Annotated in this window: 22 protein-coding genes and 1 riboswitch; of the genes, 6 read left to right on the top strand and 16 right to left on the bottom strand. The window is 60.9% G+C overall.

What is annotated here, in order from left to right:
• Window positions 1–6: 6 nt before the first annotated feature.
• From Q1A20_RS14805 to Q1A20_RS14780, 6 genes are all read right to left on the bottom strand, one after another.
• Window positions 7–849: an ABC transporter permease gene (locus tag Q1A20_RS14805; RefSeq protein ID WP_299402200.1), complete on the bottom strand. Its 843-nt coding sequence runs from the start codon at window positions 847–849 to the stop codon at window positions 7–9.
• Window positions 846–1,709, bottom strand: coding sequence for an ABC transporter permease (locus tag Q1A20_RS14800; RefSeq protein WP_299402199.1), 864 nt, complete (start codon window positions 1,707–1,709; stop codon window positions 846–848). Before Q1A20_RS14800 ends, Q1A20_RS14805 begins: the two co-directional genes overlap by 4 nt.
• 69 nt (window positions 1,710–1,778) lie before the next feature.
• On the bottom strand, window positions 1,779–2,594 hold the full coding sequence (locus Q1A20_RS14795) for an ABC transporter ATP-binding protein (RefSeq protein WP_298969515.1): 816 nt from the start codon (window positions 2,592–2,594) through the stop codon (window positions 1,779–1,781).
• A gap of 6 nt (window positions 2,595–2,600) precedes the next feature.
• The gene (hydA, locus tag Q1A20_RS14790; protein ID WP_299402198.1) at window positions 2,601–4,061 is read right to left on the bottom strand and encodes a dihydropyrimidinase; all 1,461 of its coding nucleotides are present in this window, start codon (window positions 4,059–4,061) and stop codon (window positions 2,601–2,603) included.
• 61 nt (window positions 4,062–4,122) lie between these two features.
• Window positions 4,123–4,446, bottom strand: a complete 324-nt coding sequence (locus tag Q1A20_RS14785; protein WP_299917327.1) for a hypothetical protein — start codon at window positions 4,444–4,446, stop codon at window positions 4,123–4,125.
• Window positions 4,443–5,693: a Zn-dependent hydrolase gene (locus Q1A20_RS14780; RefSeq protein WP_299402195.1), complete on the bottom strand. Its 1,251-nt coding sequence runs from the start codon at window positions 5,691–5,693 to the stop codon at window positions 4,443–4,445. The genes Q1A20_RS14785 and Q1A20_RS14780 overlap by 4 nt, the downstream gene beginning before the upstream one ends.
• A 182-nt stretch (window positions 5,694–5,875) precedes the next feature.
• Here Q1A20_RS14780 and Q1A20_RS14775 point away from each other — a divergent pair, with 182 nt between their 5' ends.
• Window positions 5,876–6,493, top strand: coding sequence for a TetR family transcriptional regulator C-terminal domain-containing protein (locus Q1A20_RS14775; RefSeq protein WP_299917324.1), 618 nt, complete (start codon window positions 5,876–5,878; stop codon window positions 6,491–6,493).
• 115 nt (window positions 6,494–6,608) lie between these two features.
• Complete coding sequence (locus Q1A20_RS14770; protein WP_299503386.1) at window positions 6,609–7,073, top strand: hypothetical protein; 465 nt, start codon at window positions 6,609–6,611, stop codon at window positions 7,071–7,073.
• 2 nt (window positions 7,074–7,075) lie between these two features.
• On the opposite strand, the gene preA is transcribed toward Q1A20_RS14770, so the two are convergent.
• Window positions 7,076–8,377: an NAD-dependent dihydropyrimidine dehydrogenase subunit PreA gene (preA, locus tag Q1A20_RS14765; protein WP_299917322.1), complete on the bottom strand. Its 1,302-nt coding sequence runs from the start codon at window positions 8,375–8,377 to the stop codon at window positions 7,076–7,078.
• A gap of 25 nt (window positions 8,378–8,402) precedes the next feature.
• On the bottom strand, window positions 8,403–9,734 hold the full coding sequence (locus Q1A20_RS14760) for an NAD(P)-dependent oxidoreductase (RefSeq protein ID WP_299917319.1): 1,332 nt from the start codon (window positions 9,732–9,734) through the stop codon (window positions 8,403–8,405).
• A 324-nt stretch (window positions 9,735–10,058) separates the two neighbouring features.
• On the opposite strand from Q1A20_RS14760, the gene Q1A20_RS14755 reads away from it, so the two are divergent.
• Window positions 10,059–10,265 (top strand): cold-shock protein, encoded by a 207-nt coding sequence (locus tag Q1A20_RS14755; RefSeq protein WP_159977586.1) that lies wholly within the window; start codon window positions 10,059–10,061, stop codon window positions 10,263–10,265.
• Between the two features lie 55 nt (window positions 10,266–10,320).
• Here the strand turns inward: Q1A20_RS14755 and Q1A20_RS14750 are convergent, their stop codons facing one another.
• A complete protein-coding gene (locus Q1A20_RS14750; RefSeq protein ID WP_299402188.1) occupies window positions 10,321–10,938 on the bottom strand; it encodes an SOS response-associated peptidase in 618 nt (205 codons plus the stop codon).
• Between the two features lie 6 nt (window positions 10,939–10,944).
• Window positions 10,945–11,580 carry an arylesterase gene (locus Q1A20_RS14745; RefSeq protein ID WP_299917316.1) on the bottom strand — a complete coding sequence of 212 codons (636 nt, stop codon included), beginning with the start codon at window positions 11,578–11,580 and terminating at the stop codon, window positions 10,945–10,947.
• Between the two features lie 53 nt (window positions 11,581–11,633).
• On the opposite strand from Q1A20_RS14745, the gene Q1A20_RS14740 reads away from it, so the two are divergent.
• Window positions 11,634–12,323, top strand: a complete 690-nt coding sequence (locus tag Q1A20_RS14740) for an ABC transporter ATP-binding protein (RefSeq protein ID WP_298969505.1) — start codon at window positions 11,634–11,636, stop codon at window positions 12,321–12,323.
• Complete coding sequence (locus Q1A20_RS14735) at window positions 12,320–14,848, top strand: FtsX-like permease family protein (RefSeq protein WP_299917313.1); 2,529 nt, start codon at window positions 12,320–12,322, stop codon at window positions 14,846–14,848. The genes Q1A20_RS14740 and Q1A20_RS14735 overlap by 4 nt, the downstream gene beginning before the upstream one ends.
• 214 nt (window positions 14,849–15,062) lie before the next feature.
• Here Q1A20_RS14735 and gcvP read toward each other — a convergent pair whose 3' ends face one another.
• The 3 genes from gcvP to gcvT all read right to left on the bottom strand — a co-directional run bounded on the left by gcvP (window position 15,063) and on the right by gcvT (window position 19,491).
• Entirely contained in the window at window positions 15,063–17,906 is a 2,844-nt protein-coding gene (gene gcvP / locus Q1A20_RS14730) for an aminomethyl-transferring glycine dehydrogenase (RefSeq protein ID WP_299917312.1), read from the bottom strand.
• Window positions 17,907–17,988: 82 nt separating this feature from the next.
• Window positions 17,989–18,348 (bottom strand): glycine cleavage system protein GcvH, encoded by a 360-nt coding sequence (gcvH, locus tag Q1A20_RS14725; protein WP_298969502.1) that lies wholly within the window; start codon window positions 18,346–18,348, stop codon window positions 17,989–17,991.
• Between the two features lie 18 nt (window positions 18,349–18,366).
• Window positions 18,367–19,491: a glycine cleavage system aminomethyltransferase GcvT gene (gene gcvT, locus Q1A20_RS14720; RefSeq protein WP_299917310.1), complete on the bottom strand. Its 1,125-nt coding sequence runs from the start codon at window positions 19,489–19,491 to the stop codon at window positions 18,367–18,369.
• A 151-nt stretch (window positions 19,492–19,642) separates the two neighbouring features.
• A riboswitch (glycine riboswitch) is annotated at window positions 19,643–19,731 on the bottom strand.
• Window positions 19,732–19,828: 97 nt separating this feature from the next.
• On the opposite strand from gcvT, the gene Q1A20_RS14715 reads away from it, so the two are divergent.
• Complete coding sequence (locus Q1A20_RS14715) at window positions 19,829–20,419, top strand: gamma-glutamylcyclotransferase family protein (RefSeq protein ID WP_299917307.1); 591 nt, start codon at window positions 19,829–19,831, stop codon at window positions 20,417–20,419.
• On the opposite strand, the gene Q1A20_RS14710 is transcribed toward Q1A20_RS14715, so the two are convergent.
• Genes Q1A20_RS14710 through Q1A20_RS14700 form a run of 3 tightly spaced genes read right to left on the bottom strand, consistent with a single transcriptional unit; the run spans window position 20,366 to window position 23,593 of the window.
• Entirely contained in the window at window positions 20,366–21,766 is a 1,401-nt protein-coding gene (locus Q1A20_RS14710; RefSeq protein ID WP_299402176.1) for an MATE family efflux transporter, read from the bottom strand. The two genes, Q1A20_RS14715 and Q1A20_RS14710, sit on opposite strands and share 54 nt — an antisense overlap.
• A 30-nt stretch (window positions 21,767–21,796) precedes the next feature.
• Window positions 21,797–23,122 carry a glutamate--tRNA ligase gene (gltX, locus tag Q1A20_RS14705; RefSeq protein ID WP_299917304.1) on the bottom strand — a complete coding sequence of 442 codons (1,326 nt, stop codon included), beginning with the start codon at window positions 23,120–23,122 and terminating at the stop codon, window positions 21,797–21,799.
• 60 nt (window positions 23,123–23,182) lie between these two features.
• Complete coding sequence (locus tag Q1A20_RS14700) at window positions 23,183–23,593, bottom strand: DUF1801 domain-containing protein (RefSeq protein ID WP_299402173.1); 411 nt, start codon at window positions 23,591–23,593, stop codon at window positions 23,183–23,185.
• Window positions 23,594–23,613: the final 20 nt, after the last annotated feature.

Below are 23,613 nucleotides of genomic sequence, written 5' to 3'. Positions count from 1 at the left end.
GTCATTTTATTGGTTTCGTTGGGACGGGTGCCAGAAAGTCACCGTCCGTTCGATCAGCGCCACGAGCCCGTAGAACGCCGATCCCACCACCGCTGCAACAACAATTTCCGCCCAGACCAGATCAAGCGCAAGCTGTCCCACCGATGTGGAAATCCGAAAGCCCATCCCGCGGATGGGAGAGCCGAAAAACTCAGCAACGATGGCACCGATCAGCGCCAATGTGCTCGCGATTTTCAGCCCGTTGAAGATGAAGGGCATCGCCGCAGGCAAGCGCAGCTTCAGGAGCGTCGCCCAGTAGCCCGCGGCATAGGTGCGCATCAGGTCGCGTTGCATGGCCGAGCTGTCCGATAGCCCCTGCACCGTGTTCACCAGCATCGGAAAAAATACCATCACCACAACCACGGCGGCCTTGGATTGCCAGTCAAAGCCGAACCACATGACCAGAATGGGCGCCATCCCGATCACCGGCAGCGCCGCGACAAAATTGCCCACCGGCAAAAGCCCCCGGCGCAGGAAATCGAAGCGGTCCACCAGAATGGCGATCAGAAAGGCCGCGCCGCAGCCCAATACATAGCCGCTGAGCGCTCCCTTGATCACCGTTTGCACAAAATCTTCCCAGAGGATGCCAGTCGAGGCCGCAAACCGAGCAGCGATCATCGAGGGTGCGGGCAACAGCACCGGGCTGATCTCCAACCCGCGCACGACCCCTTCCCAAATCGCGATCAGCGTCAGACCAAAGATCACGGGGATCGCAAGCCCCGTGGCGCGCGTCCGCGGCAATGCTGCCAATCGCGTGTTGACCCACCAGCCCAGCGCCCAAATGCCAAATGCAAAGACCAGCCAGATCATGCCATGCCCATCCGTTTCAGGGTCACGCGCTGCGCCAGCCCGATCAAGGCCACCAAGGCCGCCGCCAGCACCGCCGCCATGATCAGCGCAGACCAGATCTGTATCGTTTGACCGTAGTAACTGCCTGCCAACAAGCGCGCGCCAAGACCGGCAACAGCACCCGTGGGCAATTCACCAACAATGGCCCCCACCAGCGACGCCGCCATCGCAATCTTCAGTGAGGTAAAGAGATAGGGCATCGACGAGGGCAAGCGCAGCCGCCAGAACATCTGGCTGGCGCTGGCATTCCACGTGCGCATCTGGTCCAGTTGCATCGCATCCGGGCTGCGCAGCCCTTTCACCATGCCCACGACCACCGGAAAGAACGACAGATACATCGAAATCATCGCTTTCGGCAGCAGCCCGGAAATCCCAACCGCATTCAGCACCACGATGATCATCGGCGCAATCGCGAGGATGGGAATGGTCTGACTTGCAATGACCCAGGGCATCACCGACATATCCATCGTGCGGTTGTAGACGATCCCAACCGCCAGCGCGATCCCAAGCCCGGTGCCCAGCCCAAAGCCCAGCAAGGTTGCCGAGAGCGTCACCCAGGAATGATAAATCAGCGACCGCTTTGAGGTGATCTTCTTCTCGACCGTCGTCTCCCAGATCTCGGCGCCCACCTGATGCGGCGCGGGCAACTTCGGCTTCTCCTGGGACCAGGTATCGGCAATCAGGGTCTGCGTCGTCAGCACATCACCGGTGCGCGTCGCCTTGTCATAAGCCCAGGGCGCATTCAGCCAGATCGCAGCCACATACCACACCAGGAAAATGCCACAGACAACCGTCAGGACCGGCACGACACTCTGCCTCATGCGCACCTCTCCCGCTTCTTCTGGCCCAAAATATCCCCCCCGGAGGGCCGCTCACAAAATGCCTGCCGTTCACTCATCCAGATGCCCGGCCCGCAGACCTTCCCTGACCCGATGCGCCACCTCCAGAAATTCAGGTGTGTCGCGGATATCCAAGGGGCGTTCTTTCGGCAGCGGGCTATCGATCACATCTGTGATCCGCCCGGGCCGCGGCGACATCACCACGATCTTGGTGCTCAGATAGACCGCCTCCGGGATCGAATGGGTGACAAAGGCGATGGTCTTCTCGGTCCGTTCCCAGAGCTTCAAGAGCTGTTCATTCAGGTGATCCCGCACGATCTCATCCAGCGCGCCGAAGGGTTCATCCATCAGCAGAATATCCGCATCAAAGGCCAGCGCGCGGGCAATCGAGGCGCGCTGCTGCATCCCGCCGGAGAGTTGCCAGGGGAATTTATTCTCAAACCCCGATAATTCCACCAGATCAAGAACACGGGACACCCGCGCGTTCTGATCGGTTTTGGAATACCCCATGATCTCCAGCGGCAACCGGATGTTGCCCGCAATCGTCCGCCAGGGATAAAGCCCCGCCGCCTGGAATACATAGCCATAGGCCCGCGAGGCCCGCGCCTCTGCCGGGCTGATCCCATTGACGGTGATCTCCCCGCCCGTTGGATGTTCCAGATCAGCCATGCAGCGCAAGAACGTTGTTTTCCCACAGCCAGACGGCCCGATGAAGCTGACAAATTCGCCTTTTTCGATCTCCAGCGACACGTCTTTCAGCGCATGCACCGGCCCGTCATTGGTCTGAAATGTCAAATCCAGATGGCGGGCAGAAATCACGCTGCGCCTTTCACCCTCATCCGGCAGTCGCAATGCGGCGTCCTGCATCAAAACTCAGATCCCCGCCGGAATATTCATCGGGTCGCGCTTTATCATCTTCGGCGCAGTCAGCGCTTTCCACTTGCTCAACGCCTGCGATGCGGAGGAAAATGCGGGCCGCGGGATGAAACGCCCCCGGCCCGGATTGGGCTGCGAATTCTGCCCCCAGGCCCAGATCACCTCACCCCGGTTCAGCGTATACCGGCTCTGTGCCTTCACTTCGAAACCTTCGAAGACGTTGTAATCCAAAACAGAATGGTGGTTCGAAGTCGAAATGGTTTTGGTGATTTTCGGATCCCACACCACGATATCCGCATCCGCCCCTTCAACGATTGCCCCCTTGCGCGGATAGATGTTCAGGATCTTCGCCACATTGGTCGAGGTCGTTGCGACAAACTCGTTTGGCGTCAACCGCCCCGTCTCGACCCCTTCGGTCCAGAGCACGGCGAGCCGCTCCTCCAGCCCGTTCGAGCCGTTGGGAATGATCCGGAAATCATCGCGACCGGCACGTTTTTGTTCGGTATTGAACGCCGCGTGATCGGTGGCCACCACTTGCAATGATCCCGCCTGCAAGCCCGCCCAAAGACTGTCCTGATGATCCTTCGAGCGGAACGGTGGCGACATCACCCGCCGCGCCGCGTGGTCCCAATCCTTGTTGAAATACTCGGATTCATCGAGCGTCAGGAACTGAATGAGCGGCTCGCCGTACACCCGCATGCCCTTCTGCCGCGCGCGCCGGATCGCTTCATGCGCCTGCTCGCAGGAGACGTGCACGATGTACAAAGGCACGCCAGCCGCGTCGGCAATGGTGATCGCCCGATTGGCCGCTTCACCCTCAAACTCCGGCGGGCGCGAATAGGCATGGCCTTCCGGCCCGGTGATCCCCTGCTCGAAATATTTTTGCTGCATCTCGGCCACCAGATCGCCGTTCTCCGCATGTACCATCGGCAGCGCGCCCAGCTCTGCACAGCGCTTGAAAGAGGCGAACATCTCATCATCCTCGATCATCAGCGCGCCCTTGTAGGCCATGAAGTGCTTGAAGGAGTTCACCCCCATGTCGACCGCGTCTTTCATCTCGTTAAAGACGTTCTCATCCCAACCGGTGATCGCCATGTGATAGCCCACGTCCGAGCAGATCTGTGGGGCTGATTTGCGGTGCCACTCGTTGATCGCATTCTTGATCGAGCCATCCTCGCCCGGCAGGCAGAAATCCACCACCATCGTGGTGCCCCCCGCCGCTGCGGCCCAAGTGCCGCTCTCGAAGGTCTCCGCTGCCGTGGTGCCCATGAAGGGCATTTCCAGATGCGTGTGCGGGTCGATCCCGCCGGGGATGACATAGGCCCCTTCCGCATCAATGTAGTCATCGCCCTTCAGATCCTCTCCGATCTGGCTGATGGTCTCGCCTTCGATCAGCACATCCGCTTTCCACGTGCGATCCGCCGTGCAAACCATGCCGCCCTTGATCACCTTGCTCATCTTGTCTCTCCCATATCAGCGGACCAGTTCTCTTGGCCCTGAATACGCCAGTGTTCGGCTCTCAGACAGACCCGAAACATCCCAAAGCAGACCCATGCACCCCAATGTCCAACGGTCCGAAATCACTCTCCACGCAGAGCGCGAAATATCCCGCAACCGGCATGTAGATCACCCTATAATCCCCATCGCCCCGCGTCACACTCCAACACCGCTGCACAAGCCCGCCGGAGAAATTCACTTGTGTCTCTCGCGGGGTACAAAGGACGGCACGCATGGCATGCGCAGTCTTGCGCAACATCTCGTTACTGCCAGCTTCAGCCTCTTGCAGCTCTGCGTCAATCAGCGCGGAAATGCGATCCCGCACTGTCATATCAGGCGCAATCACCCCACGATCTCCGCCGTTTCGACCACCGCATGCAGTAGCACATCGGTTCCCGCCATGGCCCAATCCTTGGAGATTTCCTCCGCTTCATTGTGGCTCAGTCCGTCCACGCAGGGACACATCACCATCGCCGTGGGCGCCACGCGGTTGATCCAGCAGGCATCATGTCCGGCGCCGGAGATCAGGTCCCTATGGGTGTAGCCCAAGCGCTCCGCCGCCGAGCGTACCGCTACGACGCAACCCTCGTCAAAGGCGACCGGATCAAAGCCACCTACTTTTTCGAAGCCAATCTCCAGACCCATGTCGTCCGCGATCTTCTGACCCTCGACCCGCAGCCGCGCCTCCATATCCTCGATCACGCTCAGATCGGGGGACCGGAAATCGACGGTAAAAACCACCTTGCCCGGGATCACGTTGCGCGAATTCGGGTAGACATCGATATGCCCCGCAGCCCCCACCGCGTGGGGTTTATGCGACCAGGCAATCTCGTCCACCTTTTCCAAGACCCGCGCCATGCCAAGGCCCGCATTCTTGCGCATCGGCATCGGGGTCGAGCCAGTGTGACTGTCTTTGCCGGTGATCGTCACTTCAGTCCAGGACAGCCCCTGCCCGTGGGTGACCACACCGATATCCTTGCCTTCCGCTTCCAGAATAGGCCCCTGCTCGATGTGCAGCTCGAAGAATGCGTGCATCTTGCGGGCACCCACTTCTTCTTCACCGCGCCATCCGATGCGCTTGAGCTCATCGCCGAATTTTTTGCCTTCCGCGTCGACGCGGTCATAGGCCCAGTCCTGCGTGTGAATGCCCGCAAAAACACCCGACGACAGCATCGCGGGGGCATAGCGCGTGCCCTCCTCATTGGTGAAATTCGTGACCACAATCGGATGCTTGGTCTGCACGTTCAGATCGTTCAGCGTACGGATGATCTCCAGCCCGCCAAGCACCCCCAGAACGCCATCATATTTGCCGCCCGTGGGCTGTGTATCGAGATGGCTGCCCACGTAAACGGGGAGCGCATTGGGGTCTGCACCGTCACGCCACGCAAACATGTTGCCCATCTGGTCGAGCCCCATCGCACAGCCCGCCGCCTCGCACCAGCTTTGAAACAGCGCGCGCCCTTCGCCATCCTCATCCGTCAGCGTCTGGCGGTTGTTGCCACCTGCCACACCGGGCCCGATCTTTGCCATCTCCATCAGGCTGTCCCAGAGCCTGTCTGGATTGATCTTCAGGTTCTGTCCGGGCGCGGGCATGGCTGGGGTCCTTCCTGGCGGTGCTTTTTTTGACCGATGGTAATTTTTACCATTTGGTAAAGACACGATTGCGATTAGGGTATGCCAAGTCAAGACTTCCTTTTGCGGGTTTCCCGTGGGAGTGTATCTTCACATTCCAAAATGCCAGTTTTTGCAGCAGCCCCTTTCCGGAGATACCGCCCTTGCCTGACGGCGCCGACAAGAAACCCAGCCGCATCCAGCAACGCAATCGGCGGCGGATCCTTGATGCCGCACTCGATGTCTTCTCCATGCATGGCTATCGCGGCGCGACGCTGGACCAGATTGCCGAGGCTGCGGGGCTGAGCAAGCCGAATATTCTCTACTATTTCGATGGCAAGGAAGAGATCCATGTCACCCTGCTCAATCAACTGATGGAAACCTGGCTGGAACCCTTGGTGACGCTCGACCCCGATGGCGACCCTTTGCAGGAAATCCTCAGCTATGTGCAGCGCAAGCTCGACATGGCGCGCGATCTGCCGCGTGAGAGCCGTCTTTTTGCCGGGGAAATCCTGCAGGGTGCGCCGCGTATGGCCCCGCATCTGCAATCCGGTTTGCAGCCGCTGTTCGAAGAAAAATGCGCTGTCATCCAATCCTGGATGGATCAGGGATTCTTAACCACCGTGGACCCGCGCCACCTGATCTTCTCGATCTGGGCAACAACCCAGCACTACGCCGATTTTGCAGCACAGGTGCAGGTTTTGCTGCGGGATGACCCCAATGGTCACGAGGGTGCCGCGCAATATCTTGAGGCGATGTTCACCAGATTGCTGCGCCCTTAAACACTTATTAACCAAAAACAAAATTTGGCGCGGGTGTTAAAGCCTCGTTAATATTCATTTCGCATTAATAGTTACGGGTGGCGGCTTCAGATGACGTTAAAGATCGGAGCGAACCATGAGTGCAATATCCCTGATCAGCCCCTATGCGCCCCAGCCCGTGCCGGCCACGCAAGAGGGGCAAGACGCCGGCCTCGCCGTCAGCAAACCCGTTTCTGACGCAAAATCCGGCGGATCCACCAATATGACATCTGATCATTCCGGTCAGGGCGCGGGCAATGGAACCGGCACAGGGGGCGCGCAGATTGCAGCCCTCCTCAAGCGTGGTCGCGTCGCCATGCTGCCTGTAGAGGCAGCGCCAAAATCGGTTGTCGACGCGCAGGCCCAGTCAGGACCAACCGCTGAATACTTGGCCCAACAGGCTGAACTAAAAGCGGAATCCAAGGAGTTGCAAGCCGCCCGTGAGGCCGACCGCATGGCAGAACGTGCCGCCGAGGCAGCGATGCGACGCGCCGAAGAACGCGCTCAGGCCATGCCTGATCCGCTGCCCACCGCGCCCATTCTCAAACGCGATGATGGCTGAGCCTATTCCGCGGCTTTGGCCGCGGGATTGTTGGGATGCGTGGTCCAGTTTGCATAGTCAGGCTCCACCACCTTGCCGGTGCGTGGGTCGACCAGCCCAGGCGCCATGGCCTCCATCGTGATGCACGCCTCGACCGGGCAAACGTTAACGCAGAGGTTACAGGCGACGCATTCCTCGTCGATAACGGTAAATGTCCGGTCTTCGGACATTGCGATTGCCTGATGCGAGGTGTCCTCGCAGGCCGCAAAACAACGCCCGCAGGAAATACAAAGGTCCTGATTGATCTTCGCCTTGGCGATGTAATTCAGGTTTAGATGCTGCCAGTCCGTGACATTAGGCACGGCGCGGCCGACGATCTCATCGACTGAACTCAGACCCTTGCTGTCCATGTAATCGGACAATCCGCTGATCATCTCCTGCACGATCTTGAACCCATAGGTCATGGCCGCGGTGCAGACCTGCACATTGCCAGCCCCAAGCGCCATGAACTCCGCCGCATCGCGCCAGGTGGTGATCCCGCCGATACCTGAGATTGGGATCTGTCCCAGCGCGGGGTCACGTGCGATTTCTGCCACCATGTTCAGCGCAATGGGTTTCACCGCAGGCCCACAATAGCCACCATGCGCGCCCTTGCCGTCAATCGTCGGCTCCGGCGCAAAGAGGTCCAGATCAACCGACGTGATCGAGTTGATCGTGTTGATCAGCGAGACCGCATCGGCCCCACCCTTCATCGCCGCCTCGGCGGGTTTGCGTATATCGGTGATGTTGGGTGTCAGCTTCACGATCACTGGCATCCGCGTGTTGGCCTTGACCCACCGCGTTACCATCTCGATGTATTCCGGCACTTGCCCAACAGCAGACCCCATGCCGCGCTCCGACATCCCATGCGGGCAGCCGAAGTTCAGCTCCACCCCATCCGCGCCAGTGTCTTCCACGAGCGGCAGGATGAATTTCCAAGGCTCCTCTTCGCAAGGCACCATGAGTGACACAATCATCGCCCGATCCGGATAGTCGCGCTTCACAACCTTGATCTCATCAAGGTTGGTCTGCAGCGGTCGGTCGGTGATCAGCTCAATGTTGTTGAGCCCCAAAAGCCGCCGGTCGGCGCCGTAAATCGCGCCGTATCGCGGCCCGTTCACATTGACCACATGCGGGTCCAGCCCGAGCGTCTTCCAGACCACACCGCCCCACCCCGCCTCGAAGGCGCGGCGCACGTTGTATTCCTTGTCCGTCGGCGGCGCGGAGGCCAACCAGAACGGATTTGGGCTCTTGATGCCTACGAATTCGCTTGTCAGATCAGCCATATGCCTTCCTTTCGTAGAGCGGGGTTCAGCCCGCCGCTCCTGTCAGTGTCGCGTGAATGTCCATCGCCGCATCACGTCCTTCGGCGACCGCTATGACCGTCAGATCATCGCCTCCAGCGGCACAATCACCCCCCGCCCAAACGCCTTCAACCGATGTCCGACCAGCCGCATCCACCTGGATCTTGCGCCCGTCCAGCGCTGGCAATCCGTCACCCACCAGCGTCTGGCCAATGGCCCGAAACACCTGATCCGCAGCCAGCCTCAATGACTGCCCCGTCGGCATCATCGCGTCGTCCACGTAGTCAAATTCAATCTCCCGCACCGCACCATTGCCGATGACCGCCGTGGGCACCGCATGGGTGACGATCCGCACCCCTTTACTGGCGGCCAGATCCTGTTCAAACACGCTGGCATTCATCCGGTCACGCGCGCGCCGATAGACCAGCGTCACATTCAGCGCGCCCAGCAGCTTGGCCTGCACGGCGGCATCAATCGCCGTCATACCGCCGCCGATGACCACCACGTCGCGCCCCACGGGCACCCGTGCAACATCCTCGGCCTGACGCAATTCGGCGATGAAATCGACGGCGTTCACCACGCCCTCTTTTTCCGCCCCCTCGGCCCCCAATGCATTCACGCCGCCTAGGCCCATGCCGAGGAACACCGCGTCATACCCGCTGCGCAGGCTCTCGAGCGTCTCTTCGCGGCCCAGTGCCTTGCCATATTCGATGCGAATACCGCCGATCTGCAACAGCCAGTCCACCTCAGCCTGCGCAAAGCCCTCAACCGTTTTGTAGGTCGCGATCCCGTATTCGTTGAGCCCGCCGGCCTTGGGCCGGGCGTCATAGACTACGACATCATGGCCCAACATCGCCAAGCGGTGTGCGCAGCTGAGCCCTGCGGGCCCCGCCCCCACCACGGCAACCGTTTTACCGGTCGCCGCGGCTCGGGAGAAAGGGTGAATGCCCTGATCCTGCAAATGATCGGTCGCATAGCGCTGCAACTGTCCGATCAACACCGGTTTGCCCTCGGCAAGCTCGCGCACACAGGCCTCTTCGCAGAGCTGTTCGGTCGGGCAGACCCGGGCGCACATCCCGCCCATGATGTTCTGGCTCAGAATCGTCTTGGCCGCCGCATCCGGGGTGCCTGTCGCAATCTGACGGATGAACAGTGGGATATCGATGTCCGTGGGACAGGCCGTGATACAAGGCGCGTCGTGGCAGAAATAGCAGCGGTCCGCGGCCACCAGCGCCTCATGCGGATCAAGGGGCGGGTGCAGATCGGAAAACTGCTCGGCATAGGCCGCGTCATCCAGTCGTCCGGGCACAATTCCGGGTGTAAATGTATCGCTGGACATGGTTTTCCCCATTCTGGCTTGTCATTTGATAAAACGCTCTCACGGAATCATTTTTTTATCAACTGGTAAAATTTAATTCCGCCCGCACAAAATACTGCCCTGCACAAAAGCCGGGCAATACACGGCTGGCGGGAAGTTGCCGATGCAATCGTGTGCGCCGCTGTCATCAGAAATTGACTTGATTTTGGGGGCACCTGCTTCAATATCGATACCGCGACGCGACGAACTATCGACCACTAGCTCCTTCCGGCCAGTCATTCGATCTGCTTTCGACCGAGCCAGGTTGCCGCATTCCGCGGGCAGCATTTTATAGGAGACACGGGAATGGCCACAGGCACCGTGAAATGGTTTAACACAACCAAAGGCTACGGCTTTATCGCCCCTGACGGTGGCGGCAAAGACATCTTTGTGCATATCTCTGCGGTGGAACGCGCAGGCCTGACAGGTCTCGCCGACAACCAGAAAGTCACATTCGACGTTGAAGCCGGCCGGGATGGTCGCGAGAGTGCGGGAAACCTCGCTCTGGCCTGATCACACCCCTCATGACTTATGCAAACGGGCGCTCTGGTGCCCGTTTTTTGTGGGCTCAGGCTCCACTCCAATCCACACCGACAGCTTCATCGACCCGCAGACGACCGGCAGGCCAGGGTCTGAACAGGGGCTTCACCGCATCCTGTGACCCGGTCAGCCAGGTCCCGATGTCTTCTTTTTCCAAAATCACGCCCATGCGGTGATGAATGTCCACTACATCCGCAGAGGGCGCGCAGGTCAGGGTCGCCACCTGATCCACCTCAACGCCGCCCGGTCCCTGCCAGCGGTCGGTGATCGCGGCGAAAAACAGGAACCCACCCGACTTTGGCGTGATGGCCCATGGGGTTTTGCGGCGCTTCTCGCCGGTCCATTCGTACCATCCGTCCAGAGGGACCACCGCCCGGCCCGTGCCGCGAAAAGTGACTTTTTCAAATACCGTTTCGCTGCGGGCGTTGATCAGGGTCTGCATCACCGGACGCCCGCGTGCATCGACCCGACCCACCGGGACAATGCCCCAGCGCATGCGTCGCAATCCCTTCTGCGTCAGGGTCACAATGTCCTGACCCGGGGACACGTTATGCCGGACAGGTTCATCCGCAACCGGGCGCACATCCTGATCCAGGGCGCGGGCCACATCCGCGATCGGCGACGTAAGAAAGAAGCGTCCCGGCATCGCGGCTTACTCCTCTGCCCTTGCAATCAATTTCAGTACTTCCGGCCCAAGGGCTGCAACGATCTTGGCGACGCCCTCCGCATTCGGATGAATACCGTCGGGCTGCATATCATCGCGCACGGAGGCCAGGTCGCTTCCCTCTGCCGCCAATCCGTCAAAGAAACGCGCCGCGAAAAGCGTATCGTAATCGCGCGCGAGGTCCGGATACATAGCGTCAAATTCCGCCTTGTATTCCGGCCCGAAATTCCCCGGTGCTTCCATACCCAAAAGCAACACATCGACCTGTGCTGCATCCGCAGCCTGTAAAATACCATCGAGATTGGCGCGGCTGACCGCAGGATCGATCCCGCGCAGCAGATCATTCGCCCCCAGCGCCACGATCATTGCGTCCACCTCCGGCGTCAGCGTCCAGGCCACCCGGCTCAGCCCGCCCGCAGTGGTATCACCAGAGACGCCCGCGTTGATCAGGCGCACCTCGGCCCCCTGCCCGTCGAGCCAGGCCTGCAGTTGCGGCACGAACCCCTGCTCGGCAACCAGCCCGTAGCCCTGCGTCAGGCTATCGCCAAGCGCTGCAATCACCACCTCATCCGCTTGCGCCGCCACAGGCCATGCCAGCGCGATCCCCATCACAACCTTGTGCATCTTGATCCAGCCTCCATATGCCACACGTATACCGACCAAAGGTGACTTGTTTTATGACCGATCCAGTGTTCTCTCTCAATGATGCGGCATTATCGCTCGATGGCAATGCCGGGCGGGTGGATATTCTGCATGGCATTTCGCTGGAGGTTCACAAGGGCGAGAGCCTGGGGTTGATTGGCCCTTCAGGCTCCGGCAAGTCATCACTGCTGATGCTGATGGGCGGGCTGGAACGTGCCACCGGCGGCACGGTCACTGCTCTGGGCCACGACCTGACCGATATGAGCGAGGATGCGCTGGCGCGGTTTCGCCGCGATCACATGGGCGTGGTGTTCCAATCCTTCCATCTGATCCCGACCATGACCGCGTTGGAAAACGTGGCGACCCCGCTCGAACTGGCGGGTGACGCGGATGCCTTTGCCAAGGCCCAGGCGGAGCTGGCCGAGGTCGGTCTGGCACACCGCGCCGATCATTACCCGTCGCAAATGTCCGGCGGCGAACAACAGCGTGTCGCTCTGGCCCGCGCCTCCGCCCCGCGCCCCGATATCCTGCTGGCGGATGAGCCCACGGGCAATCTCGATGGCGCGAATGGCACGGCGATCATCGATCTGCTTTTCGGGCTGCGGGACAGGCATGGCGCCACGCTGGTGCTGGTCACCCATAGCCAAAGCCTTGCGGCGCGCTGTGATCGTGTCATCCGCCTCACCGATGGCCGGATCGCCCCTCTGGAGCGGGCCGCCGAATGAGCCTGCGCATCGCGTCGAAATTCGCCCGGCGCGAATTGCGCGGGGGCTTGCGGGGCTTTCGCATTTTCCTGGCCTGTCTTGCCCTCGGGGTCGCGGCCATTGCCGCCGTCGGATCAGTCCGTTCCAGCATCGAGGCTGGTCTTGAACGGGAAGGGGCAGCCCTCCTGGGCGGGGACGCCGAGATGGATTTCACCTATCGTTTTGCCACGGAGGAGGAGCGAGACTGGATGGCGCAAACTGCCGTGCGCCTGTCCGAAATCGTGGACTTTCGCTCTATGGCGGTGGTGGGCGACGGGGACACAGCAGAGCGCGGCCTGACGCAGATCAAAGCCGTGGACGACGCCTACCCCCTGGTTGGAACCGTTGCACTGGAGCCCGACATCCCGCTGGAAGCAGCGCTCGCCGATCAAGGTGGCCTGCCCGGCGCGGTGATGGAGCAGGTTCTGGTGGACCGTCTGGGCATCAGCGTCGGCGACACTTTCCGCCTTGGCACACAGACCTTCCGATTGACGGCGCTGCTGGCGCGCGAACCTGACAGCGCAGCGGGTGGGTTTGCCCTTGGCCCCCGCACCATCGTGCGCACCCCCAGCCTCGAGAACTCGACACTCCTTGCACCCGGCACGTTGTTTTCAACCAAATACCGGCTGAAATTGCCCGAAAACGCCGATCTGGCCGCGCTCAAAAGAGAGGCCCGGACCCGGTTTGAAGACACCGGGATGCGCTGGACTGATGCCCGCAATGGCGCGCCGGGGATCTCTGAGTTTGTGGACCGTCTGGGGGCCTTTCTGGTACTTGTCGGCCTCTCCGGTCTCGCCGTCGGGGGCGTGGGCGTATCTTCGGCCGTGCGCGCCTATATAGCCAGCAAAACCAATGTGATCGCCACACTCAGGACACTTGGTGCCGACCGCGCGACGATCTTTCAGACCTATTTCCTGCAAATCGGGCTGCTGTCGGTGCTGGGTGTCGGCATCGGCGTGCTCTTGGGCGGAGTCGCACCGCTTGTGCTGGCGCCATTGATCGAGGCCCGCCTCCCCATTCCCGCCGCATTTGCGCTCTATCCGGCGCCGCTACTGGAAGCTGTTCTCTACGGCCTGCTGACAGCGTTCCTTTTCACCCTCTGGCCACTGGCCCGTGCGGAAGACATCCGGGCCGCGACGCTGTTTCGGGACGCGCTGAGCGCCGGGCGCAAACTACCAGCCTTTCGATATCTGATCATGACGGCGGCAGCACTTGCCTTGCTGCTGGGCTTTGCCGGCTGGTTTTCGGGATCGTGGTGGCTGACACTCTGGACCGCCGGCGGCATTGCGGGTGCGCTGCTATTGCTGACCGGGGCCGCCTTTCTGATCCGGATGCTATCGCGGCGGGGCGGACGGGTCGCCCGCGGCAAGCCCCAGCTACGATGGGCTCTGGCCGCCATCGCCGATCCGCGTGAAGGGGCGGCTTCCGTTGTTCTGTCCCTTGGTCTCGGCCTGTCGGTGCTGGCCGCGGTGGGTCAGATCGACGGCAACCTGCGCAATGCCATCACAGGGAACCTGCCTGCCGTGGCCCCTTCCTACTTCTTTGTCGACATCCAGAAAGACCAGATCGATGGCTATACCGACCGTTTGGCCAACGACCCGGCGGTCAAGCGCATACAATCCGCGCCGATGCTGCGCGGCATCATCACCCGCATCAACGATAAACCGGCTCGCGATGTTGCGGGCGATCATTGGGTGCTTCAGGGCGATCGGGGGGTCACATACGCTGGCCCGATGCCGGAAAACACGCGCCTGACCGCAGGAACGTGGTGGGACGAGAACTACACAGGTCCCCCGCTGATCAGCTTTGCCGCAGAAGAAGCCGAAGAAATGGGCCTGAACATCGGCGATACGCTGACCATCAACATTCTCGGGCGCGACATCACCGGCACGATTTCCAGCTTTCGCGAAGTGGATTTCTCCACCGCCGGGATCGGCTTCATCCTGGCGATGAACCCCTCAGCCCTGTCCGGCGCACCCCACAGCTTCATTTCAACCGTCTACGCCGAAGAAGAGGCCGAAGCTCAGATCCTGCGCGATCTCAGCAGCCGCTATCCCAACATCACCGCCGTACGTGTACGCGACGCCATCGACCGCGTTGCCGATGTGCTCAGCGGGCTGGCCGCTGCCACATCTTATGGCGCCGCAGCTACCCTTTTGACCGGGTTCCTCGTGCTGATCGGCGCAGCCTCCGCGGGCACAAGCGCGCGCGTTTATGAGGCCGCAGTGCTGAAAACACTGGGAACCACACGCCGCAATATCCTGGTGAGTTTTGCTTTGCGTTCCGCGCTTCTGGGTCTCTTGGCGGGACTTGTGGCATTGGCCGCGGGTATTGCGGGGGGATGGGCCGTCAGCACCTACATCATGGATACGGATTTCACCATCATTTGGTCCTACGCCCTGGCGATCATCTGCGGCGGCATTCTCAGCACCCTGCTCGCAAGCCTCGCCTTTGCATGGGGGCCGGTAAACAGCAAACCGGCTCGCGTTCTGAGGGCAAAGGAATAAAGAGAATTAATGCCTCCGGCGGGGATATTTAGAGCCAGAAGAAACAGGGAGTGGCGCGAACCGCTCCCTGTTCGAGAAACATGTTGCTTCTCCTGGCACGGCCATCGGCGTCCCCGCCTGTTCCGCATCTTGATGCTGCCCGAGGATGGTTAAAAAGCCGTTTCTTCTGGCCAAAATATCCCGGGGGAGACCCAAAGGGTCGGGGGCAGCGCCCCTATTCCGCCGCTTCCGCGTAATCTTCCATGGGCGGGCAAGTACATACCAGATGCCTGTCGCCATAGACATTGTCGACCCGATTTACCGGAGGCCAGTACTTGTCTACCCGAAACGCGCCCGGCGGAAAGCATCCCTGCTCACGGCTGTAGGGTCGCTCCCAATCCCCGACAAGATCTTCGACCGTATGCGGCGCATTCTTAAGCGGATTGTTTTCCGCATCGATCTGACCCGCCTCAACCGCAGCGATTTCGGCACGAATAGCCAGCATTGCATCGCAGAACCGGTCCAGCTCTGCCTTGGTCTCGCTTTCTGTCGGTTCGACCATCAGCGTGCCCGCCACCGGCCAACTCATTGTTGGCGCGTGAAAACCGCAATCGATCAGGCGTTTGGCGATATCTTCGACGGTCACATGGGCACTGGCCTCAAACGGGCGCACATCGATGATGCATTCATGCGCCACACGACCCGACGGCCCCTTGTAGAGAACGTCGAATGCACCTTCGAGCCGCTTGGCGATATAATTGGCATTCAGGATCGCAACCCGGGTGGCTTGCGTCAGACCATCCCCGCCCATCATCAGACAGTATGCCCAGCTGATGGGCAGCAAGGAGGGCGACCCGAAGGGTGCCGCCGAAACAGCGCCATCGCCCTCTGTTGGAGAGCCGGGCAAATGCGGGACAAGATGCGATTTCACCCCGATCGGCCCCATCCCGGGACCACCGCCGCCATGCGGGATGCAGAAGGTCTTGTGCAGGTTCAGGTGGCTTACATCCCCACCCAGATCGCCTGGTCGGCTAAGACCGACCATCGCGTTCATATTGGCGCCGTCGATATATACCTGACCGCCATGATCATGGGTGATCTTGGTAACTTTGGTGACCGTCTCTTCGAAAACGCCATGGGTGGAAGGATAGGTGATCATGCAGGCAGCAAGGTTCTCACTATGCTGCGCCGCCTTGCTGCGGAAATCTTCTAGGTCAATGTCGCCATTGTCAGCAGATTTCACCACAACCACTTTCCACCCGACCATCTGTGCCGAGGCCGGATTTGTCCCATGTGCACTCATTGGAATGAGGCAGATGTTGCGGTGCGCCTCGCCCTGACTGCGATGATATCCGGCGATTGTCAGCAGCCCCGCATATTCCCCCTGAGCCCCGGAATTCGGTTGCATGGAGATCGCATCATACCCGGTGATGTCACAGAGCTTGGCACTCAGATCGTCGATCATGATCTTGTATCCCTCGGCCTGATCAGCGGGTGCGTAGGGATGGATAAGGGAAAACTCGCGCCAGCTCACGGGCATCATCTCGGCGGCAGAATTCAGCTTCATCGTACAAGACCCCAGCGGGATCATCGCCCGGTCCAGCGCCAGATCACGATCCGCCAGCCGCCGCATATAGCGCATCATCTCAGTCTCTGCCCGGTTCATGTGAAAGATCGGATGGGTCAGGAAACCCGAGCTGCGCAGCATTTCCTCAGGAAACCGGTAATCCGGCTTGAAATCCTTGTCCTCGCGCACCACCCCAAAGGCCCGCCAGACGGCCTCCACCGTCGCCGGCTTGCAGCGCTCATCCAGTGTGATCCCAACGCGGGTTTCGCCAACACGGCGCAGGTTGATCCCCTCATCCACTGCCGATTTCAGAACCGCCGACTGCAAGGGCCCCACATCCACGGTGATCGTGTCGAAACAAGCGCGCGGATCAACCTTAAAGCCCGCAGCCTCCAACCCTTTAGCCAACCGCACGGTTTTGCGGTGGATCCGCTGCGCAATCGCTTTCAGCCCCTCGGGCCCATGGAAAACGGCATACATCGACGCCATAACCGCCAGCAAAGCCTGCGCGGTACAGACATTCGAGGTCGCCTTCTCCCGCCGAATATGTTGCTCCCGTGTCTGCAGCGACAGCCGATACGCGCGGTTCCCTTTGCTATCCACGGAAACGCCCACAATCCGACCGGGCATGGCGCGTTTATAAGCATCCCGACAGGCCATATAGGCCGCGTGCGGGCCGCCATAGCCTTCCGGCACACCAAACCGTTGCGTCGAGCCCACAGCGATATCCGCGCCCATCGCGCCGGGCTCTTTCAGCAGCGTCAACGCCAGCGGGTCCGCAGAAACGATCCCGATCGCCCCCGCTGCATGCAATGCCACCATGTGATCCGTGAAGTCATGTACATGGCCGTAGGTGCCCGGATACTGGAAGATCGCACCAAAGACCGCCGTGGCGTCCATCCGGGAGGGCTTTCCGACAATCACCTCGATCCCCAAGGGGGCTGCCCGCGTTTTCATCACCGCGATGTTTTGCGGGTGGCAATCGCGATCCACGAAAAACGCCTTCGCTTTGGACTTCGCCACGCGCTGCGCCATGGTCATCGCCTCGGCACAGGCTGTTGCCTCATCCAGCAAGGACGCGTTGGCGATCTCCAGCCCGGTCAGATCCGTGACCATGGTCTGGAAATTCAACAGCGCCTCCAGTCGCCCCTGTGAAATCTCAGGCTGGTACGGCGTATAAGCGGTGTACCACGCCGGGTTCTCCAGGATATTCCGCTGGATCGCGGGAGGTGTGACCGTCCCGTGGTAGCCCTGACCAATCAGCGAGGTGAGCACCTTGTTCTGCGCACCTGTCTTGCGCATGTGCTCCAGCACCTCGCGCTCCGACATCGCCTTGCCAAAATCCAGCGGCTCCTTCTGCCGGATCGCGGGCGGCAAGGTATCATCCATTAGCGCATCCAGCGTCTCGGCGCCCACAACCCCCAGCATCTCCGCCATCTCGGAGGGCGACGGCCCGATGTGCCGCCTGTTGGCAAAATCATATGGCAAGTATTCGGTCGGCTTATACACCATGGCTTGGCTCCCTTCCCTGACACGCAGGTTTCTTCTGGCCTAAAATATCCCCGCCGGAGGCTCCGGCCCTCTCACCGCGCGCCTACGCGATGAACTTCTGATAGCCCGCTTCATCCATGAATTCGTCCATCTGGCTGGCATCACTCACCGACATCTTGAAAAACCACGCCTCGCCCTGCGGATCGTCATTCACCATGGCCGGGTTATCCGTCAACGCCGCATTCACCTCGACAATTTCGCCATCCACGGGCGCCAGAATATCACTGGCCGCCTTGACGGATTCGATCACCACGACCTCATCATCCTTGCTGACCGTGGTGCCTTCTTCAGGCAGCTCCACAAACACGACATCACCCAGCTGCTCGGCTGCGTGGATGGTGATGCCCACAACCATGACCCCGTCTTCTTCGCGCAGCCACTCGTGCTCTTCGGTGAATTTCATTGCTTCATCTCCTGTTGATCATCGTTTGAAATTGGCCGGAACAAACGGCAGTTTGACCACCTCGACCGGCAAACGCTTGCCCCGCACCTCGCCGAAGAGCTGCGTGCCGTGCGCTGCATGGTTGGCCATCACATAACCCATGGCAACCGGGCCCTCTACGGTCGGTCCAAACCCGCCTGAGGTCACGGCACCAATCGGTGCGCCACCTTCCGCCGTTTCGAAAATTTCGACGCCTGCCCGCATCGGCGCGCGGCCTTCTGGTTTCAGCCCGACACGGCGCTGGTCGGGTCCGTTTGCGAACACCTCCAAAACCTGCGCGGCGCCCGGAAAGCCGCCCTCACGCTGCCCGCCGCGCCGCCGCACCTTCTGAATGGCCCAGCTGAGACCGGCGGCAACCGGGTCGGTACGGGTATCAATGTCATTTCCATAAAGGCACAGGCCCGCTTCCAACCGCAGAGAATCCCGCGCGCCCAGACCAATGGGCGCAACGCCCTCCAGCGCCAGCAGGGTTCGCGCCAGGGCGTCGGCATCCTGCGCCGCGACAGAGATCTCATACCCATCTTCACCGGTATATCCGGAGCGTGACGCCCAGACCTCATGACCGCCCAGCGTGAGGTCGGTGACATCCATGAAACGCATGTCCGCCGCACGCGCATCCAGACCGGCCAGCGCGTCGGCGGCACCCGGACCCTGAAGCGCGATTAGCGCCCGATCCGTCAATTCCTCAACGGTAATCTCATCCGGCAGACCCGCGCGCATCCGCGCCATATCCGCGCCCTTGCAGGCCGCATTCACCACCACAAAAAGCGTGTCGCCCCGACGCGCGAACATCAGGTCATCCTCAATGCCCCCGGCCTCATTGGTGAAAAGACCGTAGCGCTGACGCCCATCGGCCAGCCCCAGCACATCCATTGGCACCAGCGCCTCAAACGCCAGGGCCACCGCCTCCCAGGACGGACCGGACAGGATCACTTGCCCCATGTGGCTCACATCAAAGAGCCCCGCCCCGCTGCGGGTGTGCAGGTGTTCCTGCATCACGCCCATCGGGTATTGCACCGGCATCGCATAGCCCGCAAAGGGCACCATTTTCGCGCCCAGGCTTTCATGCAGCGAAAACAGCGGCGTCTTTAGCAACTCACTCATCCGGCCTCTCCCTTGCGCCGGTCATTGTGTGATTAAAACACCGGCATCTGACACGTGCGATCTGCACGCTTCGATGCCCCCTCTGTCTTTTCGCCTGAGATCGTTATCCCTTCGGCGGGCACCTCATCGGGCACCTCTCTCCAGAGTTTTGCAGTCCCGCACGGTCCGGTGGCCTGAGAGTTTCCGGGGCGGTTGCTCCTTCGGCACCGGCTTTGCAGCCGGTTCTCCCGGGCGGGATGTGCGCAGACGGTATGCGCAAGTATGCGGATCGGTCAAGGTCTCTTGTGCCGCCCTCACCATAATGTTTGACTGCGCGAAAATCCGGTATGAGACTCTGATGAAAGACCCTTATTTCTTTGGCTACGGCAGCCTTGTTAACACCAAGAGCCACGATTACCCGGACCCGCGCCCCGCCACATTGAACGGCTGGCGCAGGGCCTGGGTGGCCACGCCGCGATTCGGTGTGGTGCTGCTGACCGGCGTGCGCGCCCCCGAACACAGCATTCAGGGGCTGATCGCGGCGGTACCGGGCGCGGACTGGGCCGCGCTCGACGCACGGGAAAGCGGATACGCCCGCGTTGCGGCGAGCCATGCGGTGGATCATGACCACCCGCTTCAGCCCGATATTGCGGTCTATTCGGTGGCGCCCGAACATCAGCTTGAACGCGACAGCCACATGATCCTGCTCAGCTATCTCGACGTGGTGGTGCAGGGGTTCCACGAGGTCTTTGGCGAAACCGGCGTGAAAGCTTTCTTTGACACGACGGACGGATGGGATACCCCCATCGTCAACGACCGTGCAGATCCGATCTACCCGCGCCATCAGGTCCTGACCAATGCACAAACTGCCTTGGTGGACGATCATCTGGATCGGTTATCGGCGCAGGTGAAGCAGCGACATGAGGCGCCCCTGCCGCCCGAATTCTGATTTTTCGACAGGCTCCGGACGCGCCATGGCCTGCGCAATGACCCGCCGTGCAAGCGCCCAGGCGATCACCCCAAAGATCACCCCTGCCACGGCCTGGCCGATCAGCACACCGGCAGGCCCCAAAAGCCCCGCGCCCAGCAACACCAGAGGCACCAACCCAACGGTGTTGCGCCCCCAATTCAGGAAGGTGGAATAGAACGGGCGGCCCATGTTGTTGAAAGCGGCATTGCCGACAAACAGCACGCCGTTGAAGAAAAAGAGCAGCGACAGCGGCCCGCAAAAGAGAAATACCAGATCGCGTGTCACACCTGTCGCATCAAAGAGGTCTGCAATCTGCGACCGCAGCGCAAAGAGGATTGCGGAGACCAGCGCAATCACGATGCCGGTAAACAGGACGGCGTTGTTGAACCCCTTGCGCACACGCTGGTGGTCCTTGGCGCCGAAATTCTGGCCCAGGATGGGGCCCACCGCGCCTGACAGGGCAAATATGATCCCGAAAGACAGCGGGGTCAGCCGCCCGACAATGGCCATGCCAGCCACGGCAGCCTCGCCGAATTGGGCCATCGTGCGGGTGACGATGGCCTGGCCCACCGGGGTTGCCAGTTGGGTCAGAATGGCCGGAAAGGCGATCGCCACAATCGGCACAAGGTCACGCGCCATGCCAGCGGGTTTCGGACGCCCGACACCACCATAGTGTTTGATGATGGGCACAAGGGCCGTGACCGCGATCACAATATGCGCAGACACCGATGCAAGGGCCGCCCCGGTCAATTCCAGGCCCAGTCCGAAAATCAGGATCGGGTCCAGAATGGCATTGACCAGCCCACCCCAGATGGTCGCCATCATCGCGCGACGCGCATCTCCATGCGCGCGCAGGATTGCGCCCCCCATAATTCCGACCATCAAAAATGGCAGGCCCGGCACAGTGATTTGCAGATAAGACAGCGCCAGCGCGGCGGTCTCGCCGCGCGCGCCGATCAACGCGACGAGCGCGGGAAGGTTCATCCAGACCGCACCGGCGAACATGATCCCGAACGCCGCGCCGTAGATCAGCGCATGGGTCTTGCGCTCTTCGGCCAGCTCCGGGGTTCCGGCCCCAAGCGCGCGCGCCACCAAAGCCCCCGCGGCAATGGCCATGCCAATGCCAAAGGACGTGTTGAAAAACAAAATTGCCGCCGCATAACCAACAGCAGCGGCCAATTCGGCCTTACCCAGCATCGCGATGAAAATCATGTCGATGAAATCAACGGCGAAGATCGCCATGAGCCCCAGGGAGGAGGTCATCGCCATCACGGTGATGTGGCGAAAAAGATTTCCAGTCAGGAACTTTGCCTGAGCGTCAGCCATGGCCCGCAGCCTGTCGTGCGGGCCGTGTGCTCATCCCCGTGCCTTGACCACTTGCAAGAGCGGCATCAGCGCAGACATATCCGGCCCCTGCGCCTGCCCGGTGAGCGCTTTGCGCAGCGGCATGAAAAGACCACGCCCCTTGCGCCCGGTGGCCGCTTTGACCTCCGCCGTCCAGCTGCCCCAGGTTTGGTCGTCAAAGGGGCCTTCTGGCAGGAGTTTCATCGCTTCGGCCACAAACTCCGCATCTTCGGCATCAATCTCCGGCTCCGCCCCATCACGCATCATCACCCACCAGGGAGCGAGGTCTTTCAGCGTTGTGATGTTTTCGCGGGTGACCTCCCAGAATTGCGCGGCTTTCTCGGCCGGCACACCTGCGTCGGTGAGCGTGCCCTGCACAGCTTCCAATGGCAGGCCTGCAAGGTGACGGGCCGTCAGCGGGAAGAGATCTTCCACATCGAATTTTGTCGGCGCCGAGCCAAAACGGCCAATGTCAAATCCGTCGATCAGCTCGGCCATCTCCGCGCGCAGCTCTACCGGGTCGCTCGACCCCAGCCGCGCCATCAGGCTCAGCAGCGCCATGGGCTGGATGCCTTGTTCGCGCAGGTCGCGCAACGCGAGCGTGCCAAGACGTTTGGAAAGCGCCTCGCCCTGCGGTCCAGTCAGCAGCGAGTGATGCGCAAAAGATGGCACCGTGCTGCCAAGCGCTTCGATGATCTGAATTTGCGTGGCGGTGTTGGTGACGTGGTCGGATCCCCGCACCACATGGGTCACGCCCATTTCGGTGTCGTCCACCACGGAGGCCAGCGTATAGAGCACCTGACCGTCCCCACGAATGAGCACCGGGTCAGAAACAGAGGCCGCATCGATGGAGATATCGCCCAGGATACCGTCGTGCCATTCGATCCGTTCGTGATCCAGCTTGAACCGCCACACGCCATTGCCGCGGTCTGCCCGCAACGTTTCCTTTTCGGCATCAGAAAGGGCCAAGGCTGCGCGATCATAAACCGGCGGCTTGCCCATGTTCAGTTGCTTTTTGCGTTTCAGGTCCAGCTCGGTGGGCGTCTCGAAAGCCTCGTAAAACCGGGCCTTGTCGCGCAGTTCGTCCGCCGCCGCCGCATAGCGGTCAAGCCGTTCGGATTGCCGCTCGACCCGGTCCCAATGCAGGCCCAGCCATTCCAGATCCTGCTTGATCCCGTCAACATATTCTTCCTTGGAGCGTTCCGGATCGGTGTCGTCGATGCGCAGGATGAACGTCCCCTCCGCCTTGCGCGCGATGAGGTAATTCATCAGTGCCGTGCGCAGGTTGCCGATATGGATGTAGCCGGTGGGCGACGGGGCAAAACGGGTGGTGGTCATCTGGTGTCTCCTGTTGGGGCGCGTGGTGTCACAGGGGCGTGCAATTGTCCAGCGATCCCCTCATGTCGGCACCACCGGCCAGCGGGTGGCCAGATCGTCGAGACCGGCCCGGATCAGCGTTTTCAGAACCTGCGTATCCACATCCTCCAGCTTGTTGATGTAGAGGCAGGATTTTCCGGTTTTATGTTTGCCCAGATCGGCCAGAATATGCCCGAAATCGGCGTAGCCGGGCATGATGTAGACCGAAAGCCTGGCTTTGCGCGGTGAAAAGCCCGTCGCAAGAAAGGTCCCCGAGCGACCGGATGCATAGGTGTAATCATAGGTGCCATAGCCCAGAATGCTGCCCGACCAGAGCCTCGGCTGCCAGCCGGTGACCTCCTGAAACAACGTGTTCAGGACCGCCGCTTCGCGATGACGCCGCTCCGGTGTCACGTCGTTCAGGAAACGCGGGACGTCTTGCGCGTCTGTCATATCAGTCCTCCTCGCGAAAA

The sequence above is a fragment of the uncultured Roseobacter sp. genome, from assembly GCF_947501835.1.
Classification (GTDB): Bacteria; Pseudomonadota; Alphaproteobacteria; order Rhodobacterales; family Rhodobacteraceae; genus Roseobacter.
The sequence above is the reverse complement of the archived record's forward strand: the minus strand, read 5'-3'. Positions and strand labels throughout refer to the sequence as shown.